The sequence below is a fragment of the Dysgonomonas mossii genome (assembly GCF_004569505.1).
In the GTDB taxonomy this organism is placed as follows: Bacteria; Bacteroidota; Bacteroidia; order Bacteroidales; family Dysgonomonadaceae; genus Dysgonomonas.
The window spans coordinates 265,486-278,345 of the sequence record NZ_SPPK01000003.1 but is presented as its reverse complement, the minus strand read 5'-3'; the positions used below and the strand labels follow the sequence as shown (position 1 = coordinate 278,345).

Annotated in this window: 23 protein-coding genes; all 23 read right to left on the bottom strand. The window is 40.2% G+C overall.

Annotated elements, in window-relative coordinates; translation table 11 throughout:
• Positions 1-11: 11 nt before the first annotated feature.
• The 23 genes from secY to fusA all read right to left on the bottom strand — a co-directional run bounded on the left by secY (position 12) and on the right by fusA (position 12,848).
• Positions 12-1,328, bottom strand: a complete 1,317-nt coding sequence (gene secY / locus E4T88_RS11210) for a preprotein translocase subunit SecY (protein WP_135105520.1) — start codon at positions 1,326-1,328, stop codon at positions 12-14.
• A gap of 1 nt (position 1,329) precedes the next feature.
• A complete protein-coding gene (rplO, locus tag E4T88_RS11205; protein WP_135105519.1) occupies positions 1,330-1,779 on the bottom strand; it encodes a 50S ribosomal protein L15 in 450 nt (149 codons plus the stop codon).
• A 31-nt stretch (positions 1,780-1,810) separates the two neighbouring features.
• Positions 1,811-1,987 (bottom strand): 50S ribosomal protein L30, encoded by a 177-nt coding sequence (rpmD, locus tag E4T88_RS11200; RefSeq protein ID WP_135105518.1) that lies wholly within the window; start codon positions 1,985-1,987, stop codon positions 1,811-1,813.
• A 20-nt stretch (positions 1,988-2,007) separates the two neighbouring features.
• Positions 2,008-2,526 carry a 30S ribosomal protein S5 gene (rpsE, locus tag E4T88_RS11195; RefSeq protein ID WP_006841801.1) on the bottom strand — a complete coding sequence of 173 codons (519 nt, stop codon included), beginning with the start codon at positions 2,524-2,526 and terminating at the stop codon, positions 2,008-2,010.
• A 5-nt stretch (positions 2,527-2,531) separates the two neighbouring features.
• The gene (rplR, locus tag E4T88_RS11190; protein ID WP_135105517.1) at positions 2,532-2,876 is read right to left on the bottom strand and encodes a 50S ribosomal protein L18; all 345 of its coding nucleotides are present in this window, start codon (positions 2,874-2,876) and stop codon (positions 2,532-2,534) included.
• 19 nt (positions 2,877-2,895) lie between these two features.
• A complete protein-coding gene (gene rplF / locus E4T88_RS11185; protein WP_135105516.1) occupies positions 2,896-3,450 on the bottom strand; it encodes a 50S ribosomal protein L6 in 555 nt (184 codons plus the stop codon).
• Positions 3,451-3,472: 22 nt separating this feature from the next.
• Positions 3,473-3,868: a 30S ribosomal protein S8 gene (rpsH, locus tag E4T88_RS11180; protein WP_135105515.1), complete on the bottom strand. Its 396-nt coding sequence runs from the start codon at positions 3,866-3,868 to the stop codon at positions 3,473-3,475.
• A gap of 65 nt (positions 3,869-3,933) precedes the next feature.
• On the bottom strand, positions 3,934-4,203 hold the full coding sequence (gene rpsN / locus E4T88_RS11175; protein ID WP_135105514.1) for a 30S ribosomal protein S14: 270 nt from the start codon (positions 4,201-4,203) through the stop codon (positions 3,934-3,936).
• A 1-nt stretch (position 4,204) separates the two neighbouring features.
• Entirely contained in the window at positions 4,205-4,768 is a 564-nt protein-coding gene (gene rplE, locus E4T88_RS11170) for a 50S ribosomal protein L5 (RefSeq protein ID WP_006841796.1), read from the bottom strand.
• Complete coding sequence (gene rplX, locus E4T88_RS11165; RefSeq protein ID WP_006841795.1) at positions 4,768-5,085, bottom strand: 50S ribosomal protein L24; 318 nt, start codon at positions 5,083-5,085, stop codon at positions 4,768-4,770. Before rplX ends, rplE begins: the two co-directional genes overlap by 1 nt.
• A gap of 19 nt (positions 5,086-5,104) precedes the next feature.
• Positions 5,105-5,470, bottom strand: a complete 366-nt coding sequence (gene rplN / locus E4T88_RS11160; RefSeq protein ID WP_135105513.1) for a 50S ribosomal protein L14 — start codon at positions 5,468-5,470, stop codon at positions 5,105-5,107.
• A gap of 2 nt (positions 5,471-5,472) precedes the next feature.
• The gene (gene rpsQ, locus E4T88_RS11155; RefSeq protein ID WP_006800252.1) at positions 5,473-5,730 is read right to left on the bottom strand and encodes a 30S ribosomal protein S17; all 258 of its coding nucleotides are present in this window, start codon (positions 5,728-5,730) and stop codon (positions 5,473-5,475) included.
• 10 nt (positions 5,731-5,740) lie between these two features.
• Positions 5,741-5,935 carry a 50S ribosomal protein L29 gene (gene rpmC, locus E4T88_RS11150; RefSeq protein WP_135105512.1) on the bottom strand — a complete coding sequence of 65 codons (195 nt, stop codon included), beginning with the start codon at positions 5,933-5,935 and terminating at the stop codon, positions 5,741-5,743.
• 5 nt (positions 5,936-5,940) lie between these two features.
• Positions 5,941-6,372, bottom strand: coding sequence for a 50S ribosomal protein L16 (gene rplP / locus E4T88_RS11145; protein ID WP_006841792.1), 432 nt, complete (start codon positions 6,370-6,372; stop codon positions 5,941-5,943).
• 21 nt (positions 6,373-6,393) lie between these two features.
• Positions 6,394-7,146, bottom strand: coding sequence for a 30S ribosomal protein S3 (gene rpsC / locus E4T88_RS11140; RefSeq protein WP_006841791.1), 753 nt, complete (start codon positions 7,144-7,146; stop codon positions 6,394-6,396).
• 7 nt (positions 7,147-7,153) lie between these two features.
• Positions 7,154-7,561 (bottom strand): 50S ribosomal protein L22, encoded by a 408-nt coding sequence (rplV, locus tag E4T88_RS11135; protein ID WP_006841790.1) that lies wholly within the window; start codon positions 7,559-7,561, stop codon positions 7,154-7,156.
• A gap of 42 nt (positions 7,562-7,603) precedes the next feature.
• Entirely contained in the window at positions 7,604-7,873 is a 270-nt protein-coding gene (rpsS, locus tag E4T88_RS11130; protein ID WP_006800257.1) for a 30S ribosomal protein S19, read from the bottom strand.
• A gap of 25 nt (positions 7,874-7,898) precedes the next feature.
• Positions 7,899-8,723 (bottom strand): 50S ribosomal protein L2, encoded by an 825-nt coding sequence (gene rplB / locus E4T88_RS11125; protein ID WP_135105511.1) that lies wholly within the window; start codon positions 8,721-8,723, stop codon positions 7,899-7,901.
• 7 nt (positions 8,724-8,730) lie between these two features.
• Positions 8,731-9,024 carry a 50S ribosomal protein L23 gene (gene rplW, locus E4T88_RS11120; RefSeq protein WP_135105510.1) on the bottom strand — a complete coding sequence of 98 codons (294 nt, stop codon included), beginning with the start codon at positions 9,022-9,024 and terminating at the stop codon, positions 8,731-8,733.
• 12 nt (positions 9,025-9,036) lie between these two features.
• Positions 9,037-9,669: a 50S ribosomal protein L4 gene (gene rplD / locus E4T88_RS11115; RefSeq protein WP_135105509.1), complete on the bottom strand. Its 633-nt coding sequence runs from the start codon at positions 9,667-9,669 to the stop codon at positions 9,037-9,039.
• Complete coding sequence (gene rplC / locus E4T88_RS11110; protein ID WP_135105508.1) at positions 9,669-10,289, bottom strand: 50S ribosomal protein L3; 621 nt, start codon at positions 10,287-10,289, stop codon at positions 9,669-9,671. The genes rplD and rplC overlap by 1 nt, the downstream gene beginning before the upstream one ends.
• Positions 10,290-10,327: 38 nt before the next feature.
• The gene (rpsJ, locus tag E4T88_RS11105) at positions 10,328-10,633 is read right to left on the bottom strand and encodes a 30S ribosomal protein S10 (protein ID WP_006841785.1); all 306 of its coding nucleotides are present in this window, start codon (positions 10,631-10,633) and stop codon (positions 10,328-10,330) included.
• 91 nt (positions 10,634-10,724) lie between these two features.
• Complete coding sequence (gene fusA, locus E4T88_RS11100; protein WP_135105507.1) at positions 10,725-12,848, bottom strand: elongation factor G; 2,124 nt, start codon at positions 12,846-12,848, stop codon at positions 10,725-10,727.
• Between the last annotated feature and the right edge of the window lie 12 nt (positions 12,849-12,860).

Genomic DNA, 12,860 nt, shown 5'->3' with positions numbered 1-12,860 from the left:
TATAAACCTCCTTAATAAGCTGCGATCGAACCCGAACGTCCTTTGATTCTACCAGATTTCAATAAGCCATCGTAATGTCTCATCAATAGGTGGCTCTCAATTTGTTGCAGTGTATCCAAAACAACTCCCACAAGAATCAGCAACGATGTTCCCCCAAAGAATTGAGAAAACTCACGGCTTACTCCAAAAGTACTTGCAAATGCAGGCATGATAGCAACCAATGCCAAGAATAATGATCCCGGGAATGTTATACGGGACATTATCGAGTCGATATAGTCTGCTGTCTTTTTGCCCGGTTTGATACCCGGAATGAAACCATTGTTGCGCTTCAGTTCATCTGCCATCTGCACCGGATTGATGGTAACAGCAGTATAGAACCATGTGAAAGCAATAATAAGTACGGCAAGTACAACATTGTATACTACACTTGTATGATCGGTAAAAGACCCTAGAAAACCTGTTTTATCGGTAGAGAATCCTGCAAACATAACAGGCACCATCATTATTGCCTGAGCAAAGATGATAGGCATTACGTTCGCTGCATTTACCTTAAGTGGAATATACTGACGAGCTCCGCCATATTGTTTGTTACCCACTACTCTCTTAGCATATTGAACCGGTATACGGCGAGTACCTTGTACCAGTAATATTGCTCCGCAAACAACCAGTAACAAAAATACTATTTCTGCCAAAAACATAACCAATCCTCCCGCAGGGTTGCTCAATCGGGAAGTAAATTCACCGATCAGCGCATGAGGAAGACGTGATATGATACCCACAAGGATAATGAAAGAAACACCATTACCTATACCTTTATCTGTGATACGCTCTCCTAACCATAGAACAAACATACTACCTCCCGCAAGAATAATTGTAGAAGGAATAAGAAAATCCCATGAAGAAGGGGCTGCAGGTCCTAACGCTCCCAACAGGTATGCAGGTCCTTGGAATACAAGGATTGCCACTGTCAGATAACGTGTATATTGGTTCATCTTGGTACGTCCGCTTTCGCCTTCTCTCTGCAACTTTTGGAAATATGGTATCGCGATACCCAACAATTGGATAACGATTGATGCCGAGATATAAGGCATGATACCTAATGCAAAGATCGACGCATTGGCAAATGCACCTCCCGAGAACATATCCAATATTCCGAGCAAACCTCCGGCAGTCATCGAATGCAAGTTTGCAAGCTGCTGAGGATCTACTCCGGGAAGGATGATGTGAACTCCGAAGCGATAGATCACTACGAAAAAGAAGGTGATGAGGAGCCTTTTTCTAAGGTCCTCAATCTTCCATATATTTTCCAGTGTTTTTACCAATCCCATCTTACTTCAGTTTTGTTACTGTTCCACCTATAGCCTCAATAGCTGCTTCTGCTGACTTAGAGAAGGCATGTGCTTCTACATCAACTTTAGCTGTAAGGGCTCCGTTTCCAAGTATCTTTACTAATTGATTACCTGATAGGAAACCGGCTTCGATCAATGTTTGAACATCGATCTTAGTAAGTTTCTTAGCATCAGCTAAACGTTGTAAAACATCCAGGTTGATAGCTTTGTATTCAACACGGTTAATGTTTTTGAAACCGAATTTAGGCAAACGACGTTGAATCGGCATCTGACCTCCTTCGAATCCAAACTTTCTGGAATAACCTGATCTGGACTTAGCTCCTTTATGACCTCTTGTGGAAGTACCACCTAAACCAGATCCGGTACCACGTCCGATTCTCTTTCCGGTTTTAGTTGATCCTTCAGCAGGTCTCATATTTGATAAACTCATATTTTATATTTTTTTATCTTACTAAACTAAATTACTCGACAACAGAAACCAGATGGCTCACCTTGTTGATCATACCTCTGATAGACGGTGTGTCTTCATGCTCTACAACACGATTCAACTTTCTAAGACCCAAAGCGTCTAATGTCATCTTTTGGTCTTTAGGACATTTGATTCTGCTCTTTACTTGTTTAATTTTAATTTTTGCCATAATAGTTTTTTCTTTGCAAATTAACCTTTAAACACTTTTTCCATAGAAATACCTCTATTCTGAGCTACAGTGTAAGCATCTCTCAATTCGCCCAAAGCTTCGATAGTAGCCTTCACAAGGTTGTGAGGGTTAGACGAACCTTTCGACTTAGCCAATACATCTGTTACTCCTACACTCTCAAGTACGGCACGCATCGCACCCCCTGCCTTAACCCCGGTACCGGGAGCAGCAGGACGAAGCATAACTTCAGATCCACCGAAACGAGCGATTTGCTCGTGAGGAACTGTTCCTTTAAGAATTGGAACTTTGATAAGGTTTTTCTTTGCAGCTTCAACTCCTTTAGCAATGGCTGTAGTTACTTCACCCGCTTTACCTAGGCCCCAGCCTACGATACCATCTTCATTACCTACAACTACGATAGCGGCAAAGCTGAATGTACGACCTCCCTTTGTTACTTTAGTAACACGGTTGATAGCTACTAGTCTATCTTTTAGCTCGATGTCGTTTGTCGATTTTACTCTATTGTTAACTCCTGCCATTTCTATTAAAATTTAAGTCCACCGTTACGGGCAGCATCTGCCAATTCTTTAATTCTACCATGATACAGGTAACCGTTACGGTCGAATACCACAGTTGTAATACCAGCTTCTTGAGCACTTTTAGCGATAAGTTCACCAACTTTAGCAGCTATTTCTTTTTTAGGAGCTTTCTCTGATATTTTCAGAGAAGATGCTGCCGCCAAAGTTTTACCTGTCAAATCGTCGATAACTTGCGCATAAATTTGCTTGTTGCTTCTGAATACAGTCAGGCGTGGACGTTCGCTTGTTCCGTGGATCTTGCCACGTACACGCATCTTTATTTTATTTCTTCTTTCTGTCTTTGTTACCATGATTACTACAGTTTATGAATTATTTACCTGCGGCCTTACCTGACTTGCGACGAATAACCTCACCAACAAAGCGTATACCTTTACCTTTGTAAGGTTCCGGTTTACGGAATGAGCGGATTTTTGCACAAATCTGACCAATCAGCTGTTTATCACAAGATTCTAGTATAATTAGAGGGTTTTTGTTTCTCTCCGATTTAGTTTCCAGTTTCACTTCAGGAGGCAACATCATGTGGATGTTGTGTGTAAATCCTAAAGATAATTCCAAAAGCTGATCTGCATTCGATGCACGATAACCAACCCCTACTAATTCCAACTCTTTGCGATATCCTTCAGAAACGCCAATAACCATGTTGTTAATCAATGATCTGTAAAGACCATGTAACGCACGATGAATTCTATCATCAGAAGGACGTGTCACAGACAACAATCCGTCTTCAACAGAGACTTTGATATCAGAATTAATTTCTTGCGATAGTTCCCCTTTAGGTCCTTTTACTGTAATTACGTTATCCTTGCCAACAGTAACTGTTACTCCGGCCGGAAGATTTACGGGTAATTTTCCTATTCTTGACATAACTTTCTATCCTCCCTCTTAATTAATAAACATAACACATTACTTCGCCACCAACTTTCAGTTCGCGAGCTTCCTTGTCTGTCATCACTCCTTTAGAGGTAGATACTACAGCTATACCGAGTCCGTTAAGGACACGAGGCATTTCTTTATACCCTACGTATTTACGTAGACCTGGAGACGATACGCGGATTAATTTCTTAATCGCGTTTACTTTATTTACCGGATCATACTTCAAGGCAATCTTAATTGAACCTTGAGGACCCTCGTCTACAAACTTATAATTAAGGATGTAGCCCTTTTCCATGAGAATTTTTGTAATTTCTCTCTTCAAATTTGACGCCGGAATTTCTACAACTCTGTGTCCAGCCATGATAGCGTTTCTAACACGCGTCAAATAATCTGCTATTGGATCTGTCATGTTTAAATTGATTTAAATTAATTCCGCAACCGGAACAATATTTAATTCTATACTAAAATAATTTCTTACCAACTTGCTTTTTTAACTCCCGGTATTAACCCCTTAGAAGCCATTTCCCTAAATTGGATACGGGAAATTCCAAACTGGCGAATATACCCTTTTGGACGACCTGTAAGGCTGCAACGATTGTGCAGACGTACAGGTGAAGCATTCTTAGGTAGAGCTTGTAACGCTTCGTAATCGCCATCGGCTTTCAACTGCGCTCTTTTAGCTGCAAATTTAGCAACCAGTTTAGCTCTTTTTACCTCGCGAGCTTTCATTGATTCTTTTGCCATCTTATATCAATTCTTTTTTTGCGTTTTTAAATGGTAATCCGAACTCTCTAAGTAAAGCATAACCTTCTTCATCTGTTTTTGCAGAAGTTACAAAGGTAATATTCATTCCCAAAATACGGCTAATGTTGTCGATATTAATTTCCGGGAAGATAATTTGCTCTTCGATACCTAGTGTATAGTTTCCACGTCCGTCAAGCTTACTTTCGATACCTTTAAAGTCACGAATACGAGGAAGTGCTACACGTACAAGTCTTTCAAGGAATTCATACATCTTTTCGTTACGCAATGTTACCATTACACCAATCGGCATCTTACGACGCAACTTAAAGTTAGAGATATCCTTTTTAGAGTATGTCGCAACAGCTTTTTGACCTGTGATAGTTGAGATTTCGTTAACTGCTGTTTCGATAATTTTCTTATCTGCAACTGCAAGACCAAGACCTTGGTTGATAACTATTTTCTTCAACACAGGCACCTGCATTGTTGACTTATAACCGAATTCTGTCATCAAAGAAGCAACAATACGGTCTTTATATTCAGTCTTAAGAGTTGTTGTATTGCTCATTATTTAATTTCCTCCCCTGATTTTTTAGCGTAACGTACTAGCTTACCATCTACTTCTTTACGGCCCACACGTGTAGGTTTTCCTGTTTTAGGGTCTACTACGTTCAGGTTAGAGATATGGATAGCAGCTTCTTTCTTTTCAATTCCTCCTTGAGGACTTTTAGCATTAGGCTTAGTATGTTTCGATACCATGTTAAGGCCTTCTACGATAGCGCGTTGTTTTTCTACAAAGACTCTCAACACACGACCGGTTTTTCCTTTATCGACACCAGTATTCACATAAACTATATCGCCTTTTTTGATATGTAATTTACTCATTGCTTTTTAGTTTTTTGAATTATAGTACCTCTGGTGCCAATGAAACGATTTTCATGTTTGTTGCGCGAAGTTCGCGGGCAACCGGTCCGAAAATACGGCTTCCTCTGATATCACCTGCTGCGTTTAGCAATACACAAGCATTATCGTCGAAACGTATGTAAGAACCATCGGGACGACGGATCTCTTTTTTTGTACGTACGATCATTGCTTTTGTTACAGCACCTTTCTTAATATCACTCGAAGGGATTACATTCTTGATAGCAACCACAATCACATCCCCTACAGACGCATAACGTCTTCTTGTACCGCCTAATACGCGGATACATAAGCATTCTCTAGCTCCACTGTTATCAGTAACTACTAGTCTTGATTCTTGTTGTATCATAATTATTTAGCCCTTTCGATTATTTCTATTAATCTCCATCTCTTTGTTTTACTCAACGGACGAGTTTCCATAATACGTACTGTGTCGCCAATGTTGCACTCGTTCTTTTCGTCGTGAGCGTGATATTTCTTCGTTTTGTTAACGAATTTTCCATAAATAGGGTGTTTTTCTTTCCATTTTACAGCCACAGTGATGGTTTTATCCATCTTGTTACTGAAAACGACCCCGAATCTTTCTTTTCTTAAATTTCTCGTTTCCATCAGCTCTTAATTATTTTTTTAGTTCTCTTTGGCGCAACTCTGTAAGGAAACGTGCGATATCGCGACGTTTTTCTTTAATCTTAGTCGGATTGTCCAATGGAGATACACTGTGGTTTAACACCATTTGGTCTAACGCTGTTTTTTCAGCATCTAGTCTTTCATTCAATTCTTTGTCCGAAAGCTCTCTTACTTCTGCAATTTTCATACTTCTTAAGCGTTTTGAGTTAAGTCATAATCTCTGCGAACTACAAATTTTGTAGTCACAGGAAGCTTTTGTGCTGCTAGGCGCAATGCTTCTTTTGCCACATCATAAGATACACCTTCGATTTCGAATATGATTCTTCCTGGTGTAACGGGTGCAACGAAACCTTCCGGCGATCCCTTACCTTTACCCATACGTACTTCGGCAGGTTTCTTTGTGATAGGTTTGTCAGGGAAAATTCTAACCCAAACTTGTCCTTGACGCTGCATGTAACGAGTTACTGCAATACGAGCCGCTTCGATTTGGCGTCCTGTGATCCATTTGTTTTCCAGGGTTTTGATGCCAAATGAACCGAAAGCCAATTCATGCCCTCTTTGAGCAATGCCTTTCATACGACCTTTTTGCTGTCTTCTGAATTTTGTTTTCTTCGGTTGTAACATTTTACTTCAAACGTTTTTTAATTACTTTCTCTTATTTCTCTTGAAACCTTTTCCTTGGTCACCTCTGTCGTTGCGACGGTTATCTCCACCTCTGTTACCAGAGTGTCCACCATCTTTGGCAGCTGTGAATGAAGGAGCAAGGTCTTTCTTACCGTAAACTTCTCCACGGCAAATCCATACTTTAATACCAATCAAACCAACTTTTGTTAGTGCTTCGGCATGTGCATAATCAATATCGGCACGGAATGTATGAAGTGGTGTACGTCCTTCTTTGTACATTTCGGAACGAGCCATTTCTGCGCCATTCAGACGACCTGATATTTGAATTTTGATACCTTCTGCACCCATTCTCATTGTTGAAGCAATTGCCATTTTGATAGCACGACGGTAAGCGATTTTACCTTCTACCTGACGGGCTACATTGTTGGCAACGATAACTGCGTCCAACTCTGGTTTTTTGATTTCAAAAATGTTGATTTGGATATCTTTATCTGTAATCTTCTTCAACTCTTCTTTCAGCTTGTCTACTTCTTGTCCGCCTTTACCGATGATGATACCCGGACGAGCTGTACAAACTGTGATAGTTACAAGTTTCAAAGTTCTTTCGATAACGATGCGAGATACACTAGCTTTAGCCAGACGGGCATTCAGATATTTACGGATTTTGCTGTCTTCCAACAAAGTATTTCCATATCTTTTGCCTCCATACCAATTAGAATCCCATCCACGGATGATACCTAAACGATTTGCTATTGGATTAACTTTTTGTCCCATCTGCTAATTAATTTTGATTTTCTTTATTAAGTGTATCTACGTGAAGGGTCACATGATTTGAACGTTTACGTATTCTGTAACCTCTTCCCTGCGGAGCTGGACGCATTCTTTTCAGCATGGCTCCACCATCTACGTTTACCAATGATACATACAACTCTCCACTTTCTGCTTTACGCTCATTTTTTGCTTCCCAGTTGGCGATAGCAGAGCGTAACAATTTTTCTATTCTTGCAGCAGCTTCTTTATTTGAGTATTTCAATACACCAAGAGCCCTAAATGCTTCCATTCCACGTATCATGTCGACAACAAGGCGCATTTTGCGTGGAGAAGTAGGAACATCATTCAGCTTGGCGAAAGCAATAGTCTTTTTAGCTTCTTTTCTTGCTTCAGCTACTATATGTTTTCTTTTACCCATTTTAATGTTTACTTTTTATTAATTTACTGGCTTCTGCTCCAATTATTTTTTCTTATTACCTCCGTGTCCACGGAATGTACGTGTAAGAGAGAATTCTCCTAACTTGTGTCCTACCATATTTTCTGTCACATATACAGGAATAAATTTATTTCCGTTGTGAACAGCAATAGTATGGCCTACAAAGTCGGGGGATATCATTGAAGCTCTTGCCCATGTCTTAACCACAGCTTTCTTACCTGACTCATTCATGGCCAAGACTTTTTTCTCAAGCTTAACATTAATATACGGGCCTTTTTTTAACGAACGACTCATAATTTTCTATTGATTAATCAGGTTATTATTTTTTTCTTCTTTCGATTATGTACTTAGAAGAATGTTTCTTAGGAGCTCTAGTTTTGAGACCCTTAGCGTACAATCCTTTACGTGAACGTGGGTGACCTCCTGAAGCACGACCTTCACCACCACCCATTGGGTGATCGACAGGGTTCATTACTACACCTCGGTTGTGAGGACGGCGGCCAAGCCAACGAGAACGACCGGCTTTACCTGATTTCTCTAGTCCGTGATCTGAGTTTCCTACGCTACCGATAGTAGCTTTGCATGTTGCAAGGATCTTACGTGTTTCGCCTGAAGGCATTCTTATGATTGCGTAGTTTCCTTCGCGAGAAGTTAACTGAGCAAAAGCACCTGCCGAACGAACCATTTTAGCTCCCTGACCAGGACGAAGTTCGATATTATGAACAACTGTACCGATTGGAATTTTTGCCAAAGGCAATGCATTACCAACCTCAGGAGCAGCATCAGCTCCGGATACCACTGTTTGACCTACTTCCAAACCTTCTGGTGCTAAGATATAAGTTTTAGCTCCGTCTACATAATACAACAAAGCGATACGAGCCGAACGGTTCGGATCATATTCGATTGTTTTTACAGTGGCTGGAATTCCGTCTTTCGTTCTCTTGAAGTCTATGAGCCTGAATTTTCTCTTATGACCGCCGCCGAGATAACGCATAGTCATCTTACCGGTATTGTTACGGCCACCAGACGCTTTTTTACCGACTACAAGGGATTTTTCTGGTACACTTGCAGTGATTTCTTGGAATGTACCAATAATTTTGTGTCTCTGCCCCGGTGTTGTGGGCTTTAATTTACGTACTGCCATTTTTTATTTAGATATTACTAAAAAAGTCTATACTTTCACCTTCTTTCAGGGTGATTATTGCTTTCTTGAATGCAGGAGTTTTACCTTTTATCACACCAGCTTTTGTGTAACGGCTTTTTAGCTTTCCGGAGTAGTTAATTGTATTTACAGACTTAACTGTTACGCCATAAAGCTCTTCTACTGCGTTCTTAATCTCCACTTTGTTTGCACCTGGAGCAACACGAAAACCGTAACGATTCGGAAACTTTTCTGAAATCGCGGTTTGCTTTTCTGTTAAAATTGGTTTTATCAAAATTCCCATAGTATTCTCTCCTTATGCTTTTAATAAAAGATTATCTATAATAGCAACCGAAGACTCAGCCAATACTAGACTTGTACAGTTAAGTATTGAGTAAGTATTTAAATCAGAAGCTTTTACAACTTTTACTCTTTCTAAATTACGAGCCGACAAATATACATTTTTATTTTGGTCTGGCAAAACTAGAAGTATCTTTTTATCAGCCACTTGCAAATTTTTAGCCAATGCTACAAAATCCTTAGTTTTTGGAGAGTCGAAAGACAAGTCTTCAACTACCAATATTTGATTTTCTTTTGCTTTAGCAGCAAGGGCAGATTTACGTGCAAGTACTCTTACTTTTTTGTTCAATTTGAAGCCATAGTCTCTTGGTTTTGGACCAAATACACGTGCTCCACCAACCAATACAGGTGAATTGATATCACCACGGCGAGCACCACCTCCACCTTTCTGACGGATCAACTTACGTGTACTTCCCGACATCTCACTTCTTTCTTTAGTCTTGTGAGTACCTTGACGTTGATTCGCAAGATATAGCTTCACGTCCAACCAAAGAACATGATCGTTAGGCTCAATTGCATAAATAGCATCGTTCAACGCTACTTTTTTACCGGTTTCTTTACCGTTTTTATCTAATACACTCAGTTCCATTATCTTTCTATTCTAACGATTGAACCTTTACTTCCCGGTACTGAACCTTTTATTAACAAAAGATTATGTTCCGGAATTATTTTAATAATCACAAGGTTTTGAACAGTAACTTGTTTGTTACCCATCTGACCACCCATTCTTGTTCCTTTAAACACCTTTGCAGGGTACGAACAAGCTCCGATAGAACCCGGAGCACGAAGACGGTTATGCTGTCCTAGAGTAGCTTCACCTACCCCACGGAAACCATGGCGTTTAACAACCCCTTGGAAACCTTTACCTTTCGACACTCCAGTTACGTCAATAAAAGGGTCGTCCATTGAGAACATTCCGTCTACTGTAATAACGTCTCCTAGATTGTATTTCTCTTCATACTTGAACTCGGCCAAGTGTCTTTGAGGTGCAACCCCGGCTTTCTTGAAATGTCCGATTTCGGGCTTGCTGGTATGTTTGTCTTTCTTTTCAACAAAGCCTACCTGTACAGCCTCGTAACCATCTTTTTCAGATGTTTTAACCTGAGTAACAACACAAGGACCCACTTCGACAACAGTGCATGGAATATTTTTTCCCTCGGCACTGAATACGGATGTCATTCCGATTTTCTTTCCTAATAATCCTGGCATTTCTCTAAATTATTTATTTAAACTAATATAAATTTTCATCAAACTTTGATTTCTACTTCTACACCACTTGGCAATTCCAGCTTCATGAGTGCATCTACAGTTTTTGCTGTTGAGCTGTAGATATCGATCAATCTTTTATAAGAAGATAGTTCGAACTGCTCACGAGATTTCTTGTTTACGAAAGTTGAACGGTTTACAGTAAAAATACGTTTGTGAGTTGGCAACGGAATTGGACCGCTTACTACTGCACCTGTTGCTTTCACTGTTTTCACGATTTTCTCAGCAGACTTGTCTACCAATGTGTAATCGTACGATTTCAGTTTAATTCTAATTTTCTGACTCATCGTTTGTTTTTAGTTAATTATTAAAATAAATTCTATATAAAAATATTAAAGACTGCAATTAAGAGTCATTTACTAATTGCAGTCTCTTTTGTTATTTGATCAAATCAACGCGACCTTTAACCTCAGTTAATACCTGACGTGCGATAGATGGCGAAACTTCTTCGTAATGAGAGAATGTCATTGCTGACGTTGCTCTACCCGAAGTGATTGTTCTCAAAGAAGTCACATATCCAAACATTTCTGCCAAAGGCACTTTAGCTTTCACGATACGTGCACCTGAACGACTAGACTCCATACCTTCTACCTGACCACGACGTTTGTTAAGGTCAGAAATCACATCACCCATGCTTTCTTCCGGAGTTACTACTTCCAGTTTCATGATAGGTTCTTGCAATGTAGGTCCGGCTTTCTCACATGCATTTCTGAAAGCAAGCTTAGCACAAAGTTCGAATGACAACTGGTCAGAGTCCACTGTATGGTAAGAACCATCAATAAGAACAACTTTCAGTTTATCTAGCGCATATCCTGCAAGTACACCATTTTTCATTGCAGCAGCAAATCCTTTCTGAACTGAAGGGATAAATTCCTTAGGAACGTTACCACCTTTCACCTCATCGATAAATTGAAGTTCTCCTTCAAATCCAGGATCTGTTGGACCAACTTTAACAATAATATCGGCAAACTTACCACGACCCCCGGTTTGTTTTTTGTAAACCTCGCGAAGATCAACAGTTTGAGTAATTGCTTCTTTATATGATACCTGAGGACGACCTTGATTACATTCAACCTTAAACTCACGTTTCAGACGGTCGATGATAATTTCAAGGTGAAGCTCACCCATACCTTCGATAATAGTCTGACCTGAATCCTGATCGGTATGAACACGGAATGTTGGATCTTCTTCAGCAAGCTTACCTAATCCTGTAGCCAATTTATCCACATCTTTCTGAGTGATCGGCTCAACAGCGATACCAATAACCGGTTCTGGGAAGTCCATAGATTCAAGTACGATCGGATTGTTTTCGTCACATAGTGTATCACCTGTACGAATATCTTTAAATCCTACACCTGCACCTATATCACCACAACCAATTACGTCTTTCGGATTTTGCTTGTTAGAGTGCATCTGGAACAAACGTGAGATACGTTCTTTCTTTTCAGAGCGGCTGTTATAAACATACGATCCGGCTGCTAATTCTCCCGAGTAAACACGGAAGAAACACAAACGTCCTACGAATGGGTCTGTTGCGATTTTGAATGCCAAAGCAGCCATCGGCTCACTTGGGCTTGGGTGGCGAACGATAGTAGCACCTGTTCTTGGATCTGTTCCTTCGATAGCTACAGTATCTATTGGGCTAGGCAAGAATTTACATACAGCATCCAATAACGGTTGAACTCCTTTGTTCTTGAAAGAAGAACCACACAACATTGGATTGATCTGCATAGAAAGAGTACCGATGCGTAATGCTGCGATAATTTCTTCTTCTGTGATTGAAGACGGATCATCAAAGAATTTCTCCATCAACGTTTCATCACATTCTGCAGCTTTTTCAAGCATTTTTTCTCTCCACTCTTGAGCTTCAGCTAGATATTCGGAAGGAATTTCGTCCAACTCATAGTCTGCACCCATTGTTTCATCATGCCAGTACATCGCCTTCATTTTGATAAGGTCGATGATTCCTCTGAAGTGTTCTTCTGCTCCAATTGGAATCTGAACCGGACATGGGTTACCATTCAACATTTCTTTTATTTGGCGTACCACTTCAAAGAAATCTGCTCCCGAACGGTCCATTTTATTTACATAACACATACGAGGAACATCGTATTTGTCAGCCTGACGCCATACTGTTTCCGACTGAGGTTCAACACCACTTACTGCATCGTAAGCAGCAATTGCCCCATCAAGAATACGGAGTGAACGCTCTACCTCTACTGTAAAGTCAACGTGTCCGGGAGTATCGATCAAGTTGATCTTAAACATTTCATTGTCATACTTCCAGCTTGCTGTGGTAGCGGCAGATGTAATAGTAATACCCCTTTCTTGCTCTTGCTCCATCCAGTCCATAGTGGCAGCGCCATCATGTACCTCTCCAATCTTATGTGTAAGACCGGTATAGAACAGGATACGTTCAGAAGTAGTGGTTTTACCGGCATCGATGTGCGCCATGATGCCTATATTTCTTGTATTCTTTAAACTGTCATTAACCTTTGCCATTGTTTTTTAACT

Bases quoted from the DNA above. Each gene is read 5' to 3' on its own strand.
- rplN (WP_135105513.1), bottom strand. From the start codon at position 5,470: ATGATACAACAAGAATCAAGACTAGTAGTTACTGATAACAGTGGAGCT.
- fusA (WP_135105507.1), bottom strand. From the start codon at position 12,848: ATGGCAAAGGTTAATGACAGTTTAAAGAATACAAGAAATATAGGCATC.
- rpmC (WP_135105512.1), bottom strand. From the start codon at position 5,935: ATGAAAATTGCAGAAGTAAGAGAGCTTTCGGACAAAGAATTGAATGAA.
- rplE (WP_006841796.1), bottom strand. From the start codon at position 4,768: ATGAGCAATACAACAACTCTTAAGACTGAATATAAAGACCGTATTGTT.
- rpsJ (WP_006841785.1), bottom strand. From the start codon at position 10,633: ATGAGTCAGAAAATTAGAATTAAACTGAAATCGTACGATTACACATTG.
- rplC (WP_135105508.1), bottom strand. From the start codon at position 10,289: ATGCCAGGATTATTAGGAAAGAAAATCGGAATGACATCCGTATTCAGT.
- rplD (WP_135105509.1), bottom strand. From the start codon at position 9,669: ATGGAACTGAGTGTATTAGATAAAAACGGTAAAGAAACCGGTAAAAAA.
- rpsH (WP_135105515.1), bottom strand. From the start codon at position 3,868: ATGACAGATCCAATAGCAGATTATTTGACGCGTGTTAGAAACGCTATC.
- rplW (WP_135105510.1), bottom strand. From the start codon at position 9,024: ATGGGAATTTTGATAAAACCAATTTTAACAGAAAAGCAAACCGCGATT.
- rpmD (WP_135105518.1), bottom strand. From the start codon at position 1,987: ATGGCAAAAATTAAAATTAAACAAGTAAAGAGCAGAATCAAATGTCCT.
- rplR (WP_135105517.1), bottom strand. From the start codon at position 2,876: ATGGTAACAAAGACAGAAAGAAGAAATAAAATAAAGATGCGTGTACGT.
- rplF (WP_135105516.1), bottom strand. From the start codon at position 3,450: ATGTCAAGAATAGGAAAATTACCCGTAAATCTTCCGGCCGGAGTAACA.
- rpsC (WP_006841791.1), bottom strand. From the start codon at position 7,146: ATGGGACAAAAAGTTAATCCAATAGCAAATCGTTTAGGTATCATCCGT.
- rplB (WP_135105511.1), bottom strand. From the start codon at position 8,723: ATGGCAGTACGTAAATTAAAGCCCACAACACCGGGGCAGAGACACAAA.
- rplV (WP_006841790.1), bottom strand. From the start codon at position 7,561: ATGGGTAAAAGAAAACATATAGTAGCTGAAGCAAGAAAAGAAGCTAAA.
- rpsS (WP_006800257.1), bottom strand. From the start codon at position 7,873: ATGAGTCGTTCGTTAAAAAAAGGCCCGTATATTAATGTTAAGCTTGAG.
- rpsN (WP_135105514.1), bottom strand. From the start codon at position 4,203: ATGGCAAAAGAATCAATGAAAGCTCGCGAGGTAAAAAGAGCTAAACTG.
- secY (WP_135105520.1), bottom strand. From the start codon at position 1,328: ATGGGATTGGTAAAAACACTGGAAAATATATGGAAGATTGAGGACCTT.
- rplP (WP_006841792.1), bottom strand. From the start codon at position 6,372: ATGTTACAACCGAAGAAAACAAAATTCAGAAGACAGCAAAAAGGTCGT.
- rplO (WP_135105519.1), bottom strand. From the start codon at position 1,779: ATGAGTTTATCAAATATGAGACCTGCTGAAGGATCAACTAAAACCGGA.
- rpsE (WP_006841801.1), bottom strand. From the start codon at position 2,526: ATGGCAGGAGTTAACAATAGAGTAAAATCGACAAACGACATCGAGCTA.
- rpsQ (WP_006800252.1), bottom strand. From the start codon at position 5,730: ATGGAAACGAGAAATTTAAGAAAAGAAAGATTCGGGGTCGTTTTCAGT.
- rplX (WP_006841795.1), bottom strand. From the start codon at position 5,085: ATGAGTAAATTACATATCAAAAAAGGCGATATAGTTTATGTGAATACT.